The following is a 17,259-nucleotide window of genomic DNA, read 5'->3' as shown; positions in this document are numbered from 1 at the left end:
TGCTTTCGCATGTCAAGTACAACAATAGTGGGGCAATTGACTGATGCAGAGCGGTAAACGATATAACAAGAATTTGGATTCTATTATTTAACGAGCCTGCAGCGAACTGACGGAGCTGGACGGATTTGCCGATCGGATAGGGAAGCCGTCGATCGCATCAGCTTGATCAGTGCGCACGGCATGGTTCGCGTAGCACGTTGCTCGTTTGACTATTCACAATAAAAGAATGCCCCGCATCGCGGGGATTACATTGGAGATAACCATGCAATACAAGCGTATGTTGCGATTCCTGCTGGCCAGCGGAGCGTTGCTGATTTCTGGACAGACCGTCTTTGCCCAAGTGGCCCCGCCTGTCGAAGGTGGCCCTGACGCAGGCCAAAATGTGGCAGCACCGACTAAAGCAGAGGACGCAATTGTGGTTGTGACAGCTAATCGCGTGCGGACCAATGCCCAGACAACTGCAGTGTCGCTGAACGTGTACAACGCTACTGCCCTGGCCGACGCCGGTGTCCATAATGTGCAGGCGCTACAGACGATCGATCCAAGTATTAATGTGACCAGCGCCACTGGCGCCGCATACGTTGCGATCCGCGGCATCGCCTCGACCGATGTCACTGAAATCGGCGATCCGGCTGTGCCGATCGCACGTGATGGTTTCTTCACCAATCGATCGTTCTCCATCGCTGCGTCGATGTATGACGTTGAACGCGTTGAGGTCCTGAAAGGGCCGCAGGGCACCCTGTTCGGGCGCAACTCGACAGGTGGCCTGATCAATATCATCACTGCCAAGCCGAGCGAACGGCTGGGAGGATATCTCAGTGCAGAGTTCGGCAATTACAACGCACGCAACCTCGAGGGCGCCGTCAATGTGCCGGTGAGCGATAAAGTCCAGTTGCGATTCTCGGCTGTGTCACGCCAGCATGATGGCTATCGCACCATTACCGGTATCAACACCGGTATCAACATTAAGGGTGACGATGAGGACACCAAGTCGGCGCGTTTGCAACTCGCGTTCCAGCCGGTGGCCGGTTTCGAAGGCCTCGTCAGCTACCAGAAGGACAAGGTCGACGCCGTCGGTGACACTACCACGATGCGCCCGATTGCCAGCGTGTCGCCGATTGGTGATGCGAAGGCCTTTCCTGGCTGGGCCCCGGTCTTCACCAAGCTCGACGGCGAGCGTCTGCGCTGGGAATTTAGCTACGACCGCATGCCTTGGGATCTGACCCTGACCTACGCCGGCGGCTATGACACGCAAGAATATGCGCATTCGCTGGATACGACCGGGCCTGCCTATCCTGGTGCGCGTCAATTCCTGCAGGCTGAACATCCCAACACGCACAATCACGAAATCCGCATTGCTACACCTCTCAAGGGACGCTTCACCGCGCAGGCAGGCTATTTTTACTTCACTGAAAAAAATGTCATTGACAGTGGCGTTCGCGTAGTGACGATGGATCCCGGTCTGCCGACGACCTATGTCAACAACTACGGGATCAAGTTTGATTACCTGGTCAATACCAAGACCGAGGGCTTGTTCAGCCAAGTCGGCATGAATGTCAAGGATGACCTGAAACTGACCCTCGGCGTGCGTCATTCGCGCGACGAAAAGACGCGTGCCGGTCAGGCAAAGCTGCTTCTAGGCGCACTGGTGAGTCCTTTCATCGGGGCGCCGCCGATCACCAATGTTGGCAACGGTCAGATGGAGGATTCGAAAACGACCTATCTGGTGGGCATGGATTGGACGCTGTCGCCGACCAATTTCCTTTACGCGAAGTACGCCACGGGCTACAAGGCTGGCGGTTTTAATTCGAACGGCAGTGCTGCTTCGGTGCCGTATGACTCCGAAGCGGTTAAATCCTTCGAAATCGGCAGTAAGAACCAGTTCATAGGACGCAAGGTCAAGTTTAACGCAGCCTTGTTCTACCAAGACTACGCCAACTACCAAGCCTCGCAGAGTTCCAATGTATTGTCTTCCGGTAATGGCATCTTCAACGTCGGCAAAGCGACCATCAAAGGTCTGGAGACTGAACTGGTTGCCAACATTCCCGATATGGCGCGCTTCGATGTCAATGCCACGTTCCTGGACGCGACGTTTGGCAATGGCATCGTTGTCCGCGATGGCGCGACCCCGCCCGTTTTGCGCAACATCGGCGGCAATGATTTGCCGAACGCACCGAAATATGTGATCACTACTGGCGTACAGCGTACGTTTGATCTTGGGAGCGGCGAATTGATGGCGCGGTTGTCGGCCAAGCATTCGAGCAAATTCTATTACACTGTCTTCAATGACAAGGATACGTATTCGCCGTCCTATACCACCATCAATGCCTTGCTGAGCTTTAAGCCGAATGATGCTGAATGGGAAGTCCAGCTCTTCGGGAATAACGTGACCGATAAGGTGGTCATTGCCAATTCCCAGCGGAATTATGTTGGCCAAGTCAACACGCTGCAATTCCAACCGCCACGCACCTTCGGCGTTCGCCTGCGCTACAACTTCTAAGGCTCTATCAGTAAGCGCTAGGGAGGTTCCCGGCTGCCTCGGCGACCTAAAATTTGTCTCCTCCTGCTTGTTTGCGAGCCGGACTTGCCGACACGCTTCACCAGCACGCCTGGTTCAGCGTGTCGGCTTTTTTCGTTTCGGGTGAGCGCTAAATTTTTGCGGCGATGTCGATCACCCGCTTGCGCAACCAGGCAATGGCAGGGTCGTTGTTGCGATATTTGTGCCATTGCAGCGCCTGCACCAGATGTGGGATTTTAATGGGCGGCGTCCAAACCTTCACTGGCAACCACGCGGCCGCACGCTGCGCTACTCGGCGTTGGACGGTGGTGATGCGGTCGGTTCCGATCACAAGGTCAGGAAGATTCGCCATCGTTGGTGCCATGACTTCCACGCGGCGCTTGACGTCGAAACTGTCGACAAACCAACCGTCAAAAGTCGTGCTGCGATCGCCACCGAAATTGGCCATCACGTGTCCGCATTCCAGGAAGGTATCGAGGCTGAGATGGTCCCCGACCTTGGAGTTGCCCTCCCAGGTGACGCAGACGTACTCTTCTTCGAACAGCGCGACCGAAGGGTGGGTCTTGGCTAGGAATTGCGAGGGGATGATCAGGAAGTCCGCCTCCCCCTGTTCCATGGCTTCCTCGGCGCGCATGGTCTGTGGGCATAGCTGGATGCGAATGCCCGGAGCCGATTTCGACAAATCGGCAAGCAGCGCAGGCATCAGGATGGTGGAAGTGAAATCAGACACCAGGAAGGTCACCGTACGGATCTCAGTCAAGGGATTAAATTCGGGCGGGGTCGCGATGGTTGAATCGATGCGCATTAGCACCTCGCGCACCGGCTCGACCAGCGATTCTGCACGCGGTGTCAGGAGTGACTGCCGTCCTGAGCTGACCAGCAAGTCGTCATTGAAGTATGCGCGCAGGCGTGCGAGGGCATTGCTGGCCGCCGGCTGGCTCAGGTGTACTTTCTCGGCTGCCCTACTAATGCTCTTTTCCGTTAGCAGGGCGTTGAGTATGACCAGCAGGTTCAGATCAAGCTTATTAAATCGCATTGTTTTTCCATTGACGTTGGGTGGGCGTAACGCGGCCGGCGGCCAACGCTTGCCCACGTGTGCACTCGCACGCGATCGAGACACCGTATAAGGCGTCCCAAATAGCATACTTCAAATTATAAAGTGCAAACGAACAATATTCACAGCACGGATAGATCGCACTGCCAGTTTCTGAGCGTCGCTAGGCCCGTCCCACGAGCAGCGACCGACATGCACGGCGCGTCGCTTCGTGATGTATTCAAGCGATCAATGTCGGGCATTTGAAAAATCCATTTTACTCAACATGGGTCTTGTCGATACAGTGGCGCTCTGTCGCTGCCTTGCAGTCCACACTTCTTTCTATTCATCGAAGCCCATGTTCAAATACTTCCCTACTAACTACGTGTGGAATCTTTCCGTCGATCTGGCCATTGAAATGGGTGCCCGGATTGGCGAAATTGAGGAGATGTGCGCGCCGCTGCAGGACGCGGCCAAGCAGGCCGATGACGCAGGAACTAAGGCCTTTCGCGAAACCTGGAGCCGCATGGCCGACAAGTTGTGCGGCTTGGCCGAGGACGACGAAGCGCGCGGGCGCTTCATTTCCGCCGGCGATAAGTACGGTCGCGCGGCCACCTATTACCAGATCGCCGAGCGTCTCCAAAGCCATGGCGCGCCCGGACGCGCCGCATTATATGGCCGATTCATCGAGGTCTTCAACCGCAGTATCAAGCTTGCTGGCGAAAATTGCGAACGCGTCGAGATTCCCTATGGAGATGCGCACATCGCGGGCTTGCTTGTGCATGCAGAGGGAGTGGACGGACCAGCGCCGATTCTTGTACAGATCAACGGTCTCGATTCCACCAAAGAGATGAAGTACCGCGTCGGCATGCCGCGCTGGCTCGCGCAGCGAGGCGTATCTTCGCTTGTGATCGACCAACCGGGCACCGGGGAAGCCCTGCGCCTGTACGGCATGCATGCGGTCGTCGACAGTGAGCGCTGGGCTAGCAAGATCGTCGATTGGCTCGAAACCTGCACCGCTGTCGATCCAAAGCGAATCGGCCTAGAAGGCGTTTCGCTCGGCGGCTACTATTGTCCGCGCGCCGTCGCCTTCGAGCCACGCTTTGCCTGTGGCGTCGTGTGGGGGGCAAATCACGACTGGCGCGATGTCCAGAAGAAGCGCCTGGCCAAGGAAGGTAGTTTTCCGGTGCCGCATTACTGGGAGCACGTACGCTGGGTCTGGGGCGCGAAGGACCAGGAGGACTTCATGCGCATCGCCGAGGATGTGCATCTCGACGGCATTCTCGACCGAATCAAGGTACCGTTTTTGGTCACACATGGCCTGAAGGATTCACAAATTCCGCTGCACTGGGCGGAACGCACCTATGCGCAGCTGGTCAACAGCCCGAAGCGCGAACTGAAAATTTTCACGGAACGCGAAGGCGGAGTGCAGCACTCGAGCTTCGACAATTCCGCCAACGCGGGCGCCTACATCGCCGACTGGGTCGCCGAAACTCTTGGTGGCCGCACAGCACTTTAATCAGTCTATTCAAGAAAGACATCGCATGAATATTATTGGACCTGACGCGCTGGTCTTTGGCGTCGATGACGTCGCGGCATGCGCACAATATCTCACCGATTACGGTCTCAAGCCGACTGCGACCACTGGCGGCGCGGGGCGTTACGAGGCATTGGATGGCACTGCCGTTGTGCTGGCACACAAGGATGATCCCACACTGCCGGCCTCGCTCGGTACGGCTTCCATGCTGCGAAAAACTATCTATGGTGTAGCCGATGCCGCGACCCTCGAAGCGATCGCTGCGGAGCTCGGGCGTGACCGCGAGGTCCGCATGGTGGCTGGCGGAGGTATCGAGAGCGTTGACGACATGGGTTTTGTGATCGCGTTTCAAGTGACAGTGCGGCGTCAGCTCGACCTGCCGGCGGAAGGCGTAAATGCACCAGGCGCCGCGCCTGGGCGGGCTATCAATGCGGTCGGTGTAGAGGAGAATGCGCCTGCGCTGCCGCGTTCGTTGTCGCACGTTGTCTATTTCGTGCCTGATGCAGCCAAGGCCGAAGCGTTTTACGTGGAACGCCTCGGCTTCGTGTGCACAGATCGGCTCCTAGGTGCCGGTCCTTTCCTGCGTCCCGCAGGCACGCTCGACCACCACACCTTGTTCCTGATCCAAACCCCACCGTTTATGAAGGGGTGCGAGCACTTCACGTTCCACATGGGCGGCCCGACCGAGGTCATGCAGGCTGGAACGCGCTTTGTAAACAAAGGCTACCAGTCCTTCTGGGGGCCTGGCCGTCATAAGATGGGGTCCAACTGGTTCTGGTACTTCAACAGCCCGTTGGGTTGCCACGTCGAATACGACGCCGACATGGACCTGCACGATGCGAAATGGCTTGCCCGCGCCGAGACCATGAGTGCGGATGCGTCGCAGCTTTTCTTATTCCAGCAGCGCGACAAGTGGGCGCCGGGCGGCCCGCCGTCGCGCGCCCCAGGTCCGGGCGAACGACACTGATCACGGGCGACGCAGCCTTGCTTTGCAGCGAGGACTAGCTCGCGGAAGGGTATTCCCGCGGTTTTGATCCCGGGTGAATCGGACACGATACGGTGTTGCTAGTGCGTTACGGTGCGTCGTGTATGGCTGGCACGATTCTGCCCGCACTATGAGGGCCAGCCGATGACTTGGCGCAAGGACGCGTACCTGAACGGCGGGCGCACCCAGATCGTGTGCGCTGCGCATGGTGCCCTTTTTGATATCAAAAGCGGCGCTTGCGTGCTCGGCCCCGTCTGGGGCAGCCGCTGCAGCGAGTTGTGTTTGGCATCGCGCCCGAACGACAAATTACATTCGCCTTGGCGGCGAGGAGGAGACACCATGAGCCGCACCTTTGTCGACCTCTCCATTTTTCTGGAGAACGAAGTTCTGTCCGACCCGCCGCCACTGGCGCCGAAGATTACCTACCAGGGACACACGGAGACCCTGAAGGAATTCATGGTGATGCTCCCCGGCACGACTGAAGAGGACTACCCTGACGGTCAGGCCGCAGCTGCAGAATGGGTCACTATGACCACGCACAGCGGCACCCACCTAGATGCGCCCTATCACTTTCATTCCACCATGGATGCAAAGAACGGTGAAAAGAAACCATCGATCACTATCGACGAGGTTCCCCTGGAGTGGTGCTTCCAGCCGGGTGTGAAACTCGATTTTCGCCACTTCCCGGATGGCTACGTCGCCACCGCCGCCGATGTGGAAGCCGAACTGCAGCGCATCGGGCACACGCTCGCGCCGCTCGACATCGTCGTAGTGAACACGCGTGCGGGGAGCCGCTACGGCTACAACGACTTTGTTTCTGCTGGCTGCGGCATGGGCTATGAAGCGACCATGTACCTGCTGGAGCGCGGGGTGCGCCTGACTGGCACGGATGCGTGGAGCTGGGATGCTCCGTTCTCCTACACCGCAAAGAAGATTGCACAGACAGGCGACAAGTCCCTGATCTGGGAAGGCCACAAAGCCGGACGCGACATTGGCTATTGCCACTTGGAGAAGCTGCACAACCTGGAATCGCTACCTGCTTCCGGTTTCTACATCAGCTGCTTCCCGCACAAGGTCCGGCGCGGCTCTGCAGGCTGGACCCGTGCGGTCGCCATCATCGACGATGCCCTCCTGTCGCTGCCGCGCAGCTGTGCGGAGCGCGCTCCATGAAGCTGGCAAGCTATCAAAACGGCCAGCCGGACGGCTGCCCGATGCTGGTGTCGCGCGACCTTAGTTCCACCGTCGACATCTCGTCAATCGTGCCTAGTTTGCTGTACGCACTTCTCCACTGGGAATCCGTGCTGCCTCAACTGCAACAATTATCCGACGAGCTCAATCGCGGCCTCCTGGCGTATGCCGACGCGTTCGATGCGGCCCGCTGCATGGCGCCCCTACCGCGCACGTTCCAATGGTGCGACGCCTCTGCGTTCCTAAACCACGGCAGGCTGATGGAACGGGCGTTCAATACTCCGCCGATTCCGGACTTCGACACGGTACCGGTCATGTATCAAGGGGCATCTGATGATTTTATTGGTGCGCAGAGTGATGTTGCTTTGCCGGACGAAGCACTCGGCATTGACTTCGAAGGCGAATTTGGCGTGATTACGGGGCCCGTGCCGATGGGGGCGACGGCGCAGCAAGCACTTGCAGCAGTGCGCCTATTGGTGCAGCTTAACGATTGGAGCTTGCGCGCACTTGGCCCTCGCGAAATGAAGAGCGGATTCGGCTTTTTGCAGGCAAAACCGTCGACAAGCTTCGCGCCTGTGGCGGTCACGCCCGATGAGCTTGGCAATGCTTGGAAAGACGGACGAGTCCATCTTGACTTGGCAATAACGTGGAACGGCACTGCGTTCGGTCACCCGAACGGGAGCGAAATGAATTTCAGCTTCGGCGAACTCATTGCCCATGCTGCGCGCACGCGCCGCCTGAGTTCCGGGACTATCATCGGATCGGGCACAGTATCGAATGAGGCGCGCGATGTGGGGTCCGCCTGCATCGCCGAACGACGCGTGATCGAGATCCTTGATCACGGTGAGGCGCACACGGAATTCATGCGTTTCGGTGACCGCGTCCGCATGCAGGCGTGTGCATCAGATGGCACGCTGCCTTTCGGTGTCATCGACCAGCAGGTAGTCCGCTCCGATGGTCACTAGCACGAGCGTGTGGTGATCGATAAGCCCTTCATGCGCAATGCAGCCGACGCGCGCGCACTTGTTGGACTGGCCGACCAGAAAACGCTGCAATTGTCGGTCTTCCAAAACCACCGTTGGGATGGCGACTTCCTGACGGTGCGGCAACTGATTAAGAAAGGGTTACTCAGTCGCGTGGCTGGGAGCGGCGCTGCACGCGGGAGAGGTCCTTGGCGGACTGGACTGATAATGCGAGCCGGGGTGTCTCAAGGTGAGCACAACGGGATGCGACCCTTATGCCGGAAACGTCATGCAATCATCGGCCGAGTGCCGGTCCCCGTGTCTGCCAATTCCACTGCGCCTTAGTCGAGGTAATGGGTGCTCGCAACGTCAGCGCTGCAAAGAGGCAACGGGAACTTCTGGGATACAACGCACCACATTAGATTTGCGGGAACAGCGCAGTATGTTGCAATTGACAGGAATAAGCTGCTAAATTAACTTAATTAGAATTCTGTTTCTGATTTGTGTGCAGTACTGGGCAGATCAAGACGCTTTATCTCTTGAAAGGCAATATGAATACTGACATGTGCACTGCCGATATGGCCAAGTTGACTGCAGGCGCTTCGATGTGGACAACGCCGGCCATACTGGAGGCCGGCATTCCGGCACTGACCATGGCCGACGGACCGATGGGTATTGCCAGCCCGCGTATCGACGAGCGTGATGTTTCCTTGCTGACGCCTGCGCCCATCGCACTGGGTGCGAGCTGGGATCGTGTGCTCGTCAGAAGGGTGGGCCAACTCGTTGGCGGCGAAGCTGTCCGCTGCGGGGTCGACCTCGTGCTGGCGCCGAACCTGAACCTGGCCCGCAGCCCCTTGGCCGGGCGAGCCTTCGAATATTTTTCTGAAGACCCGGTGTTGTGCGGAACGGTCGGCGCAGCGTGGATCGAGGGATGCCAGTCGGTCGGCACCGGTGCCGTGGCCAAGCATCTGGTCTGCAATGATAGCGAGACCGAGCGCGACAAGATGAATGCGGTGATCGACGAGCAGACGTTGCGCGACGTTTACCTGCTGCCGTTTGAAATGGCGGCCAATGCAGGTTGTGCAGGGATGCTGACTGGATACAACAAGGTGAACGGCGAGTGGTGTGCGGAGGCCGGGACGATTATCAATACGATTGCCAAGCAGGAATGGGGGTTTCCTGGTGTATTCATGAGCGACTGGTTCGGGACCCATTCGACCGTGGGCTCGCTTGCTGCCGGGCTTGACCTCGAAATGCCGGGGCCGGCCCGCTATTTGGGCCAGCGCAGCGCCGCTGCCGTCGCCCAAGGGCTGGTTCCCCTGGCGCGACTGCAAGATGCGGCGCAGCGCGTGGCCCATGCCGCCCGCCGCTTTAGTACGGGCAAAGGGGACCCTCTGTCAGATTCCGACGCCGCCGAATTGCTGGTCGACGCCGCCGCTGCCGGATTTACCCTGGTGCGCAATGAGGACGCCATTCTGCCGCTCGACCTTGCGCGCTTCCCCCGCATCGCTGTCATCGGTCCGAACGCCAGCGCGCCGTGCTTTCAGGGCGGAACCTTTGCAAAAATTGCCGTTCGCCCCAATGCGTTGCCGCCCCTCGACGCCCTGCGCGCGCGCTTGGGAGCCGCCATTGTCGCATACGAGTCTGGGGTGGATCCACAGCCGAAGTTGCCACGGATGATGACGACGCCGGCACGGTCACTGGGTGACGGCTGCGTCAAGGGCATGACCATTGATTATTTCGTCAATCCGGATCTAGAAGGCGATCCCGTCTTTAGCGAAACGCGCGACACCAATTCCCTGACCTGGTTGCATGGTGTGCATGGCGCCGGTGCATTCCAGCATCCTGCATCCACGCGCGCCAGCGGTGTGTTCATCGCGGCCGAGAATGGGGTGCATATCTTCTATGTCGGTGGCACCGGCGCCTTGCGCCTGCGGGTCGACGGCGTGGAGCGCTACCGCTCCGACCAGCAGCTTGCAGCTGGCGATGTCATGGGGCGGCTCAAGAGCGGTGACGCAGACCTCGTCAGCCTCGTGCTCGAAGCGGGCAAGCCGGTTCTGGTCGAGGTAGAGCTGCGCTATACCCCTGCGCGTGGTCAGGGCCTGTGGTTCGGCATTCGCGGTCCGGGCACCGCAGAGGCAATGATGGCGCGGGCGGTCGCATGCGCACGTGGTGTCGACGCAGTGATCCTGATCGTGGGCGAGACGTCCGATTCGAGTGTCGAAAGTAAAGATAGGACACACACTCGCCTGCCGGCGGATCAGATTGCGCTTATTGAGCGTGTCTGCGCAGCCAACGCCAACACCGTGATTGCCACAAACGTTGGTCATGCGTTCGACGCGCCATGGGAGCACTTGGCAAAAGCCGTGCTTCATTGCTGGTACCCCGGGGAGGGGTTCGGTGCAGCGCTGGCGCAGGTGCTGGCCGGTGACCGTGAGCCGGGCGGGCGCATGCCGGTTACGATCGCCCAGGACGACAGCGATTACCCGGCCTTGTCATTGCAGCCTGAGCAAAATGGAAACCTGCATTACAGTGAGGGCGCACGCATCGGGTACCGCGGACTTGCCGCTGCCGGCAGAGCTGCACGCCATGCGTTTGGTAGCGGCCGCGGTTATGCGACATTCGAGATGAGTCAGCCGAGCGTGAAGCCGCGCGACAACTGCACATGGCTAGTGTCGCTGACGCTGCGCAATACCAGCGCCCGTGCGGGCGCCGAGGTGGTGCAGGTTTACCGCGATCAGCCCGAGCTGGCCCTGCTCGCGTTCGAAAAGTTCTGGCTAGCCGGCAGCGAGGAGCGCCGCGTCTCGGTGATCGTTGAGGGACGTAGCCTGCGGCAGGGGCGTGATGCGAGGGGGGCGGCGCAGGCGCCTCTTGCGCTGCGCATTGGGCGCTCAAGCGCCGAGCTCCCGTTGACTGTCGAGGTTACCGAAGGTCCTAGGTGACTCCACTTGCGCCGGGCTTTCTCGAAAAAACTGCTTTGCTATAATGCGATGCTGATTTCCTCACATAGCTGCCCTCACCGCAACTTTGCTAATCCAATTGACTGATCCATCTAAAACGTCGACCAGTATTCACGTGCGCGCGCCCAAACAAGGGCGGAGCCGGCAGTCATTTGAACGCATACTCGAGGCGACCACAGACTTGTTGCGAGAGCGCGCATATGATCAGATCACCCTGGCCGACATCTGCCAGCGTGCGGACGTGTCCACCGGCACCTTGTATGGCCGCGTTTCAGGAAAGGATGAGCTACTGCGCGCAGTCCAGGTTCGGTTCCTTGAGAAAATCGATAGCCAATTTACCATTGAGGCAGAGCGCATCGCCAGTCACGCGCATGAGCTTAACGCGGTGGTCCCCGCCGTCGTCGCTGGCCTAGGCAGTCTGCTCAAGGAGAATGCCAGCCTGCTGCGCGCCTTCATGTTGCGCGCCCCATACGACGATGCGATCGCGGCGGCTGGTCGTAAGTCGGCCATCCGCAACCACGGCAAGTTCATCCAGCTGTTGCGTACCTGCAGTGGTGAGATCCAGCATCCAAACCCTGAGCGTGCGATCAGTTCGAGCATGGAATTGATCTACGCTACGCAGGCACGCTTCCTCGGCCTTGACAGTGTGGGTGGCATGCGCGGCGAGACCGGATGGCAGGAATTGCTGGTCGACCTGAGCGACATGGTGCTTGCCTTCTTCTTGTTCGCGTCGAAGCGCTGACACCAGCGCCCCAGTGCTTCCTCTTTAGCCCCTCATGGGGGAACTCAATTCTGCGTACCGCGGCACTGGATACGGTGGTTAAGGCTCACTCCTATCTTCAGGCCATTTGTCCACTATTGCATTCATCCGGTGAATGCAACCTATTCATAATAAGCCGACGAGAATCGCAAGAAACGGTTTGGCCAATGGCAAAGAGCCGATATGATTTATTCGTTGGTCGAGTTTTTACTGACAGCGCTTAAGCGCTGCGTTGAAAGTGCAAATGGAGGCAGTAGTGTGCATTGACGAAATTAATATCATCCGGCACCTTGGTGGCACGGACAGCACTGGCGGGGTGACGTGGCGGGGCGCACTTGGTGCGCGTGGCTGCGATGGGAGGAAACTATCATGAGTGCAGCAAACTCACGGACACCGCGCGCGGGCTGGCGCCAAGGGTGGATTCTTGTGTTTTCGGGCTTCCTGCCGATCATGGCGATTCTCGCCTTGGCACCCGCCCTGCCGACGCTGCTAGCGCATTTCTCTGATGTGCCAAACGCCCGACTCATGGTGCCGTTGCTGATCACAGCCCCAAGCTTGTGTATTGCGCTTTTCGCTCCCGTGTCAGGCGTTATCGCCGACCGCTTTGGGCGCCGCAGGCTCATGCTCTACGCGATGATCTTCTACGGTGCCGGGGGGCTGATTCCATTTTTTGTCGATAGCTTCTGGGCAGTCGTCGGAGGTCGCATCGTCATAGGATTGGGCGAAGCCGGTGTGCTCACCGTGGTAAATACACTGATGGCTGATTACTTCGAAGAGAAGGAGCGGCACCGCTGGCTGATGGTCCAGGGTATTGTCGGGTCCGTCCTCGGCACCCTGACGGTGGCCGGCTCTGGCTTCTTGGCGGCGCAAGGTTGGCACTGGCCATTCCTCGTGTATGGTGCGGCCGTTCCGATCTTGCTTGCCAGCGCCCTGTACTTGTTCGAGCCGGACCGCCAGACAGGCGGCCACACCCAATCCCCGAAGGGCTTACCATTCCCCTACAAGGTCGCAATACTGGTGTGCGGTGTCACCATGCTGCTGTCGACCATCTATTATGTGCAGGTGATCAACTTCTCGCTGGTACTTAAGGAACTCGGTATCAACGATCCACGCTCCATCGGCCTGATCTCCGCCGTGCCTACCATCGGTGTGCCGATTGGCGCCATTCTGTTCGGAATGACCACGCGTTTCGGCACCCGCAACCAGGTCCAGGTGGTCTGCCTACTCTATGCAATCGGACTTATTGGCATCGGCTTCTCGGCCAATTATAAGATGGCGCTCGGCTTTGCGTTCGTGCAGCAAATCGGTAATGGCGCGCTAATTCCGATCCTGATTGCCTGGGCCCAGAGCATGTTTTCATTCGAACACAGGGGCAGGGCAATGGGCTGGTGGGCAAGCTCATTCTTCATCGCGCAATTCCTGTCGCCAGCCGTCGTTAATGTCGTGCGGGTGTGGGTCGGCACCCTGCAGGATGCCTTCACCATCTTCGGGTTTGTCTGTGTCGCTTTGGTCTTGGTGGTGTGGTTTGCACGCATGCGCTTCACCGTCGAGAGCCCTAGTCCGGCGCCCTAACGCGAAGCAGTCGCATGGCGGCGGCGTGGCTGAGCACCGCCAGATCAGTTCACGGTGCAGGATATCTGTCGCCCGACAGCCTGACGTTGTACTGGAGCATGGTCGGGTCTTTCCTATGTTGCCGCCTGAGTCCCAGCATCATCCGGCGATAGGTCACATCGATGGCTGGTGGTCGCGCAATGAACAGGTAGAGTCGATAGCGCTTGGTTGGCATAACATTCAAGGCACCGGCAGATTTTTCCTTAATTGTTCCTTGTAGTGCGCAGCCAGCGAGGTGTGATAACGGTGGGAACCGCGTGGTGGGCGGCGCAGACGCGACTACACACTTCGCCTTGGGGCATGGTTCAGAGTACATATCAATTCATGCATCGCACACCAACATAACAGGAGTTCCTATGAAACTTTGGCTGCACGGCCTTGCCCTTGTTTGCGCTGTCACACTGCATTGGCCCGTAGCTGGGGCCGCCGACGCTACGACTGCTCACTTGACTGCCACGAATCGTGTCACGATGATATCGTTCGTGCGGACGTTGTATGAGGAAGGTAAAGTGCGTGCCGCTTATGAGCGTTATGTTGCACTTGATCTTATCCAGCACAACCCGAACATCGCCGATGGGCGCGAACCCGCCATCGTGGAGCTGGAAGGTTTGCTCCGCGATCCCAATGCGAAATTCGAAGTTCGCCGGGTCGTTGTCGATGGCGATATCGCGGTCGTGCATTTCAAGGGGACATTGAGCAAGAATGGACCGAGCGCTGCAGTGATTGAAGTCTTCCGTCTTGAAAACGGAAAGATCGTTGAGCATTGGGATGTGTTTCAGGTGATGGGCGGTGCATCGAAGAGTCCGCATCCGTATTTCTGATACCGTCGTTATATAGATCAATGTGAATGTCCACAGATAGCGTATGTCACGCATCTCGGCCGATCCGTATTTAAACGATAGTGATAGTGTATAGCCTTCATGAAAAATTGCCGGTATGCCGTGGGGTGGAGGATAGCTGGCAAGGACAATCTGTTCTGGTGGCCTCTGCTCAGTGAACTGCGTATGTTCTTTTGCGATACTAGAGGCCTCTACGAAACGTGTCAGACCGCAGCTAGGGGAACACTATCGGTCCCTGCGTACACAACTCTTGTGGTAGTAGCGATATACCCATGGCTTCCGTCGTATGCACATATCCCCGGGCGCGCGACAACGAGATCCAGGTGTGGATGGAGGCGACGCCGCCAAGAGCGTCGGGGGCTTGCTTAACAGAAGACGAGCACGGAGTCAGCGATTGCGTGGCAGTGTGCTTGCCGCGCTCCGCTTTTGTTGCTGCTTGTTCTCGGCTTACGGCTTGCGGCCGTGTGCGATAACATTTCCTAACGAATTTAATAATGAAAGAGACTGTATGTTTAAACACCTGATTACATTACTAGTTGCTGCCTTGGCCGCGCCTTTGCTCGCACTGGCTTCTGACCCTCTGCCGGCATTGAATCGTAGTGGTGCGACCACGCAGTTGCTCGTGGACGGTGAGCCATTTCTGATGCTGGCCGGCGAGTTGCATAATTCCAGCGCTTCATCGGATGCCTATATGGCACAGATCTGGCCGAAATTGAAAGCGATGCATCTGAACACGGTGGTTAGTACGATCAGCTGGGATATGATCGAACCGAGCGAAGGGAAATTCGATTTCAGCGCGCTGGACAGTCAACTGGCCGCCGCGCGCAAGAACGATCTGCGCATTGTGATGATCTGGTTCGGATCGTTCAAGAATGCGCGTTCGACCTACTCGCCGGGATGGATCAGGGCGGATCAGGAACGCTTTCCGAGGGTTGCCATCAACCGGGTGAAACCGCAACGCTTTACGTATGAGGGGGCGATGCCGAATCCAGTACTTTCGCCATTTTCCACCACGCTGCAGGAGGCGGAACGCAATGCTTTCACCGCCATGCTGCGCCACCTGAAGAAGGCCGATCCGGAGCATACCGTGCTGATGATCCAGGTCGACAATGAGATCGGTCTGCTGGGCGATAGCCGGGACCGTTCCGCGCTTGCGCAGCGGCACTGGCAGGAACAGGTACCTGCCGATCTGATGGCTTACCTGGCCCGCAACCGTGCCACCTTGCGTCCGGAACTGGCCTCGCTGTGGGGCCGCCAGCAGTTCAGGGAACAGGGTACCTGGGCCGAGGTGTTCGGCACAGACTGGCAAGCGGACGAGGTGTTTATGGCTTGGGCCTATGGGCGCTTCATCAATGGCGTGGTGCAGGATGGCGGAAGCGAACTGCCGTTGCCGCTGTATGTCAATGCCTGGCTGGGTCCGCAACCCGGGCAGCCGGAAGCAGGCGACTACCCCAGCGGCGGCCCGGTACCGCGCGTGCGTGATATTTGGAAGGCCGCAGCCCCATCGATATCCTTGCATGCACCTGACATCTACATCGACGACTTCAAGGGCACGCTGGCCAATTTCGACCAAGCCGGCAACCCTATCTTCATTCCCGAGGCGCGCTTTCAGACCGGTAACGCTTTCTGGGCCATCGGCCGGCATAGGGCGCTCGGTTTCTCCGTGTTCGGTATCGAAGATGGATTCCCGGGTAACCAGCTTTCGCAAGCCTATGCCATCTTGAGCTCCATGGCGCGCCTGATCACAGCCGCGCAGCGCAACGATGGTTTGCGAGCAGTCTTGCTGGACGATGCCAAGCCCGTGATGGAGCGGCTGGCCGGCTACGACATCGCAGTGCGCGGAACGGCCGCGACAAACGCGAAAATGCTGCTTGATGCTGGTATCCCGGTTCCGCCGAAAGCCGCCACTGCGGTGGCGGAGACCGTCAATGCCGCTCACGGCCCGTCGTTTTCCGATACCCGTCCGTTCGGTCTCATCATCGCGGGCAATCCAGGGGAGTTCTATCTTGTCGGCCACGACTTCACGGCCGACTTTTCCCGCGACGGCAAGGCTGTCGAACTGGACTTCGTTGAAGAAGGCCGCTTCGAGCGCGGTGCCTGGGTCCCTGGCCGCCGCCTGAACGGCGACCAGCGCCTGTCGCTGCTACCGCTAAACAAGATTACTACGGTCCGCATCCAGCTGTTGCAAGCTGGGGCAGCTGCGCGCTGATTCACTCTTCGCGGTCACTTCCTTCCCAGTCATAACATGACGTCCTCCTCGATAAAGTTCGGATTCGTACCGTGACCTTATTCCTCGGCCTGGCCGAAGGAGGGCGGCTAGATGATTATCAGTTTTCAGTGCAACTCAACACGCCGTCTTTGTTAGCAACCTCGTGAACGGTGAGGATCGTTTACCTGGATTGCTTTCAGCAAACTGGCACAGTCAGATTTTCCACCCGGAACTTGCGCGTACCTGGTAATTCGTGCGCCAGTTCATCTCTGCAACTATCTGTTCAAATGCCTCTCCGGAACAAGCGCTGCTTGTGTGCTTAAACTTATCTAGAGATCAGACAGAGATTCCCTGAGCGTTTTGTCGCCATACGACTGAAGGCTTCACGCCGAGGGTTGATGCAGTCGGGTGCAGCGCATCCACACCTCAGCGCAGCTAGCGGATCGCGCCGTGCGGTCTTCAGGTTTTCTTCCCACAAACTTGCTCAATCAGGTTTGCCACTGGCATCTTGTTTTTCAATCTCTGGGCTATTAAATTACCGCCCGACCGGCAGCATGTTCAGCCATACTTTGTCTTCGGGTGAAAGAATCAACCTCGCGGGTATCGCCCGTTGTGCCTGTGCCTTACGGTGAAGAATATGTCGGCGTTTCAGCCCAC

11 protein-coding genes are annotated in these 17,259 nt (G+C 58.3%); 10 read left to right on the top strand and 1 reads right to left on the bottom strand.

The annotated features are described in order from the left end of the window. Positions 1–262 precede the first annotated feature (262 nt). A complete protein-coding gene (locus BMZ70_RS16925; protein ID WP_165403456.1) occupies positions 263–2,500 on the top strand; it encodes a TonB-dependent receptor in 2,238 nt (745 codons plus the stop codon). A gap of 148 nt (positions 2,501–2,648) precedes the next feature. Here BMZ70_RS16925 and BMZ70_RS16920 read toward each other — a convergent pair whose 3' ends face one another. Continuing rightward, the gene (locus BMZ70_RS16920; RefSeq protein WP_092276746.1) at positions 2,649–3,554 is read right to left on the bottom strand and encodes a LysR family transcriptional regulator; all 906 of its coding nucleotides are present in this window, start codon (positions 3,552–3,554) and stop codon (positions 2,649–2,651) included. Positions 3,555–3,909: 355 nt separating this feature from the next. On the opposite strand from BMZ70_RS16920, the gene BMZ70_RS16915 reads away from it, so the two are divergent. From BMZ70_RS16915 to BMZ70_RS16875, 9 genes are all read left to right on the top strand, one after another. After that, the gene (locus BMZ70_RS16915) at positions 3,910–5,070 is read left to right on the top strand and encodes an alpha/beta hydrolase family protein (RefSeq protein WP_092276743.1); all 1,161 of its coding nucleotides are present in this window, start codon (positions 3,910–3,912) and stop codon (positions 5,068–5,070) included. Positions 5,071–5,095: 25 nt separating this feature from the next. Then, positions 5,096–6,055: a VOC family protein gene (locus BMZ70_RS16910; protein WP_092276741.1), complete on the top strand. Its 960-nt coding sequence runs from the start codon at positions 5,096–5,098 to the stop codon at positions 6,053–6,055. 357 nt (positions 6,056–6,412) lie between these two features. Then, positions 6,413–7,243, top strand: a complete 831-nt coding sequence (locus BMZ70_RS16905) for a cyclase family protein (protein ID WP_092276738.1) — start codon at positions 6,413–6,415, stop codon at positions 7,241–7,243. Next, on the top strand, positions 7,240–8,226 hold the full coding sequence (locus BMZ70_RS16900) for a fumarylacetoacetate hydrolase family protein (protein WP_092276735.1): 987 nt from the start codon (positions 7,240–7,242) through the stop codon (positions 8,224–8,226). The genes BMZ70_RS16905 and BMZ70_RS16900 overlap by 4 nt, the downstream gene beginning before the upstream one ends. A gap of 548 nt (positions 8,227–8,774) precedes the next feature. Continuing rightward, positions 8,775–11,165 (top strand): beta-glucosidase, encoded by a 2,391-nt coding sequence (locus BMZ70_RS16895; RefSeq protein ID WP_207231498.1) that lies wholly within the window; start codon positions 8,775–8,777, stop codon positions 11,163–11,165. Positions 11,166–11,262: 97 nt separating this feature from the next. Then, positions 11,263–11,925: a TetR/AcrR family transcriptional regulator gene (locus BMZ70_RS16890; protein ID WP_165403457.1), complete on the top strand. Its 663-nt coding sequence runs from the start codon at positions 11,263–11,265 to the stop codon at positions 11,923–11,925. 387 nt (positions 11,926–12,312) lie between these two features. Beyond that, a complete protein-coding gene (locus BMZ70_RS16885) occupies positions 12,313–13,515 on the top strand; it encodes an MFS transporter (protein WP_092276729.1) in 1,203 nt (400 codons plus the stop codon). 395 nt (positions 13,516–13,910) lie between these two features. Next, the gene (locus tag BMZ70_RS16880; protein ID WP_092276727.1) at positions 13,911–14,375 is read left to right on the top strand and encodes a nuclear transport factor 2 family protein; all 465 of its coding nucleotides are present in this window, start codon (positions 13,911–13,913) and stop codon (positions 14,373–14,375) included. Positions 14,376–14,901: 526 nt separating this feature from the next. Then, positions 14,902–16,602 carry a GH35 family beta-galactosidase gene (locus BMZ70_RS16875; RefSeq protein ID WP_092276724.1) on the top strand — a complete coding sequence of 567 codons (1,701 nt, stop codon included), beginning with the start codon at positions 14,902–14,904 and terminating at the stop codon, positions 16,600–16,602. Positions 16,603–17,259: the final 657 nt, after the last annotated feature.

Origin of the sequence: Duganella sp. CF402, from assembly GCF_900109645.1 — a bacterium.
Classification (GTDB): Bacteria; Pseudomonadota; Gammaproteobacteria; order Burkholderiales; family Burkholderiaceae_D; genus Rugamonas.
The sequence above is the reverse complement of the archived record's forward strand: the minus strand, read 5'-3'. Positions and strand labels throughout refer to the sequence as shown.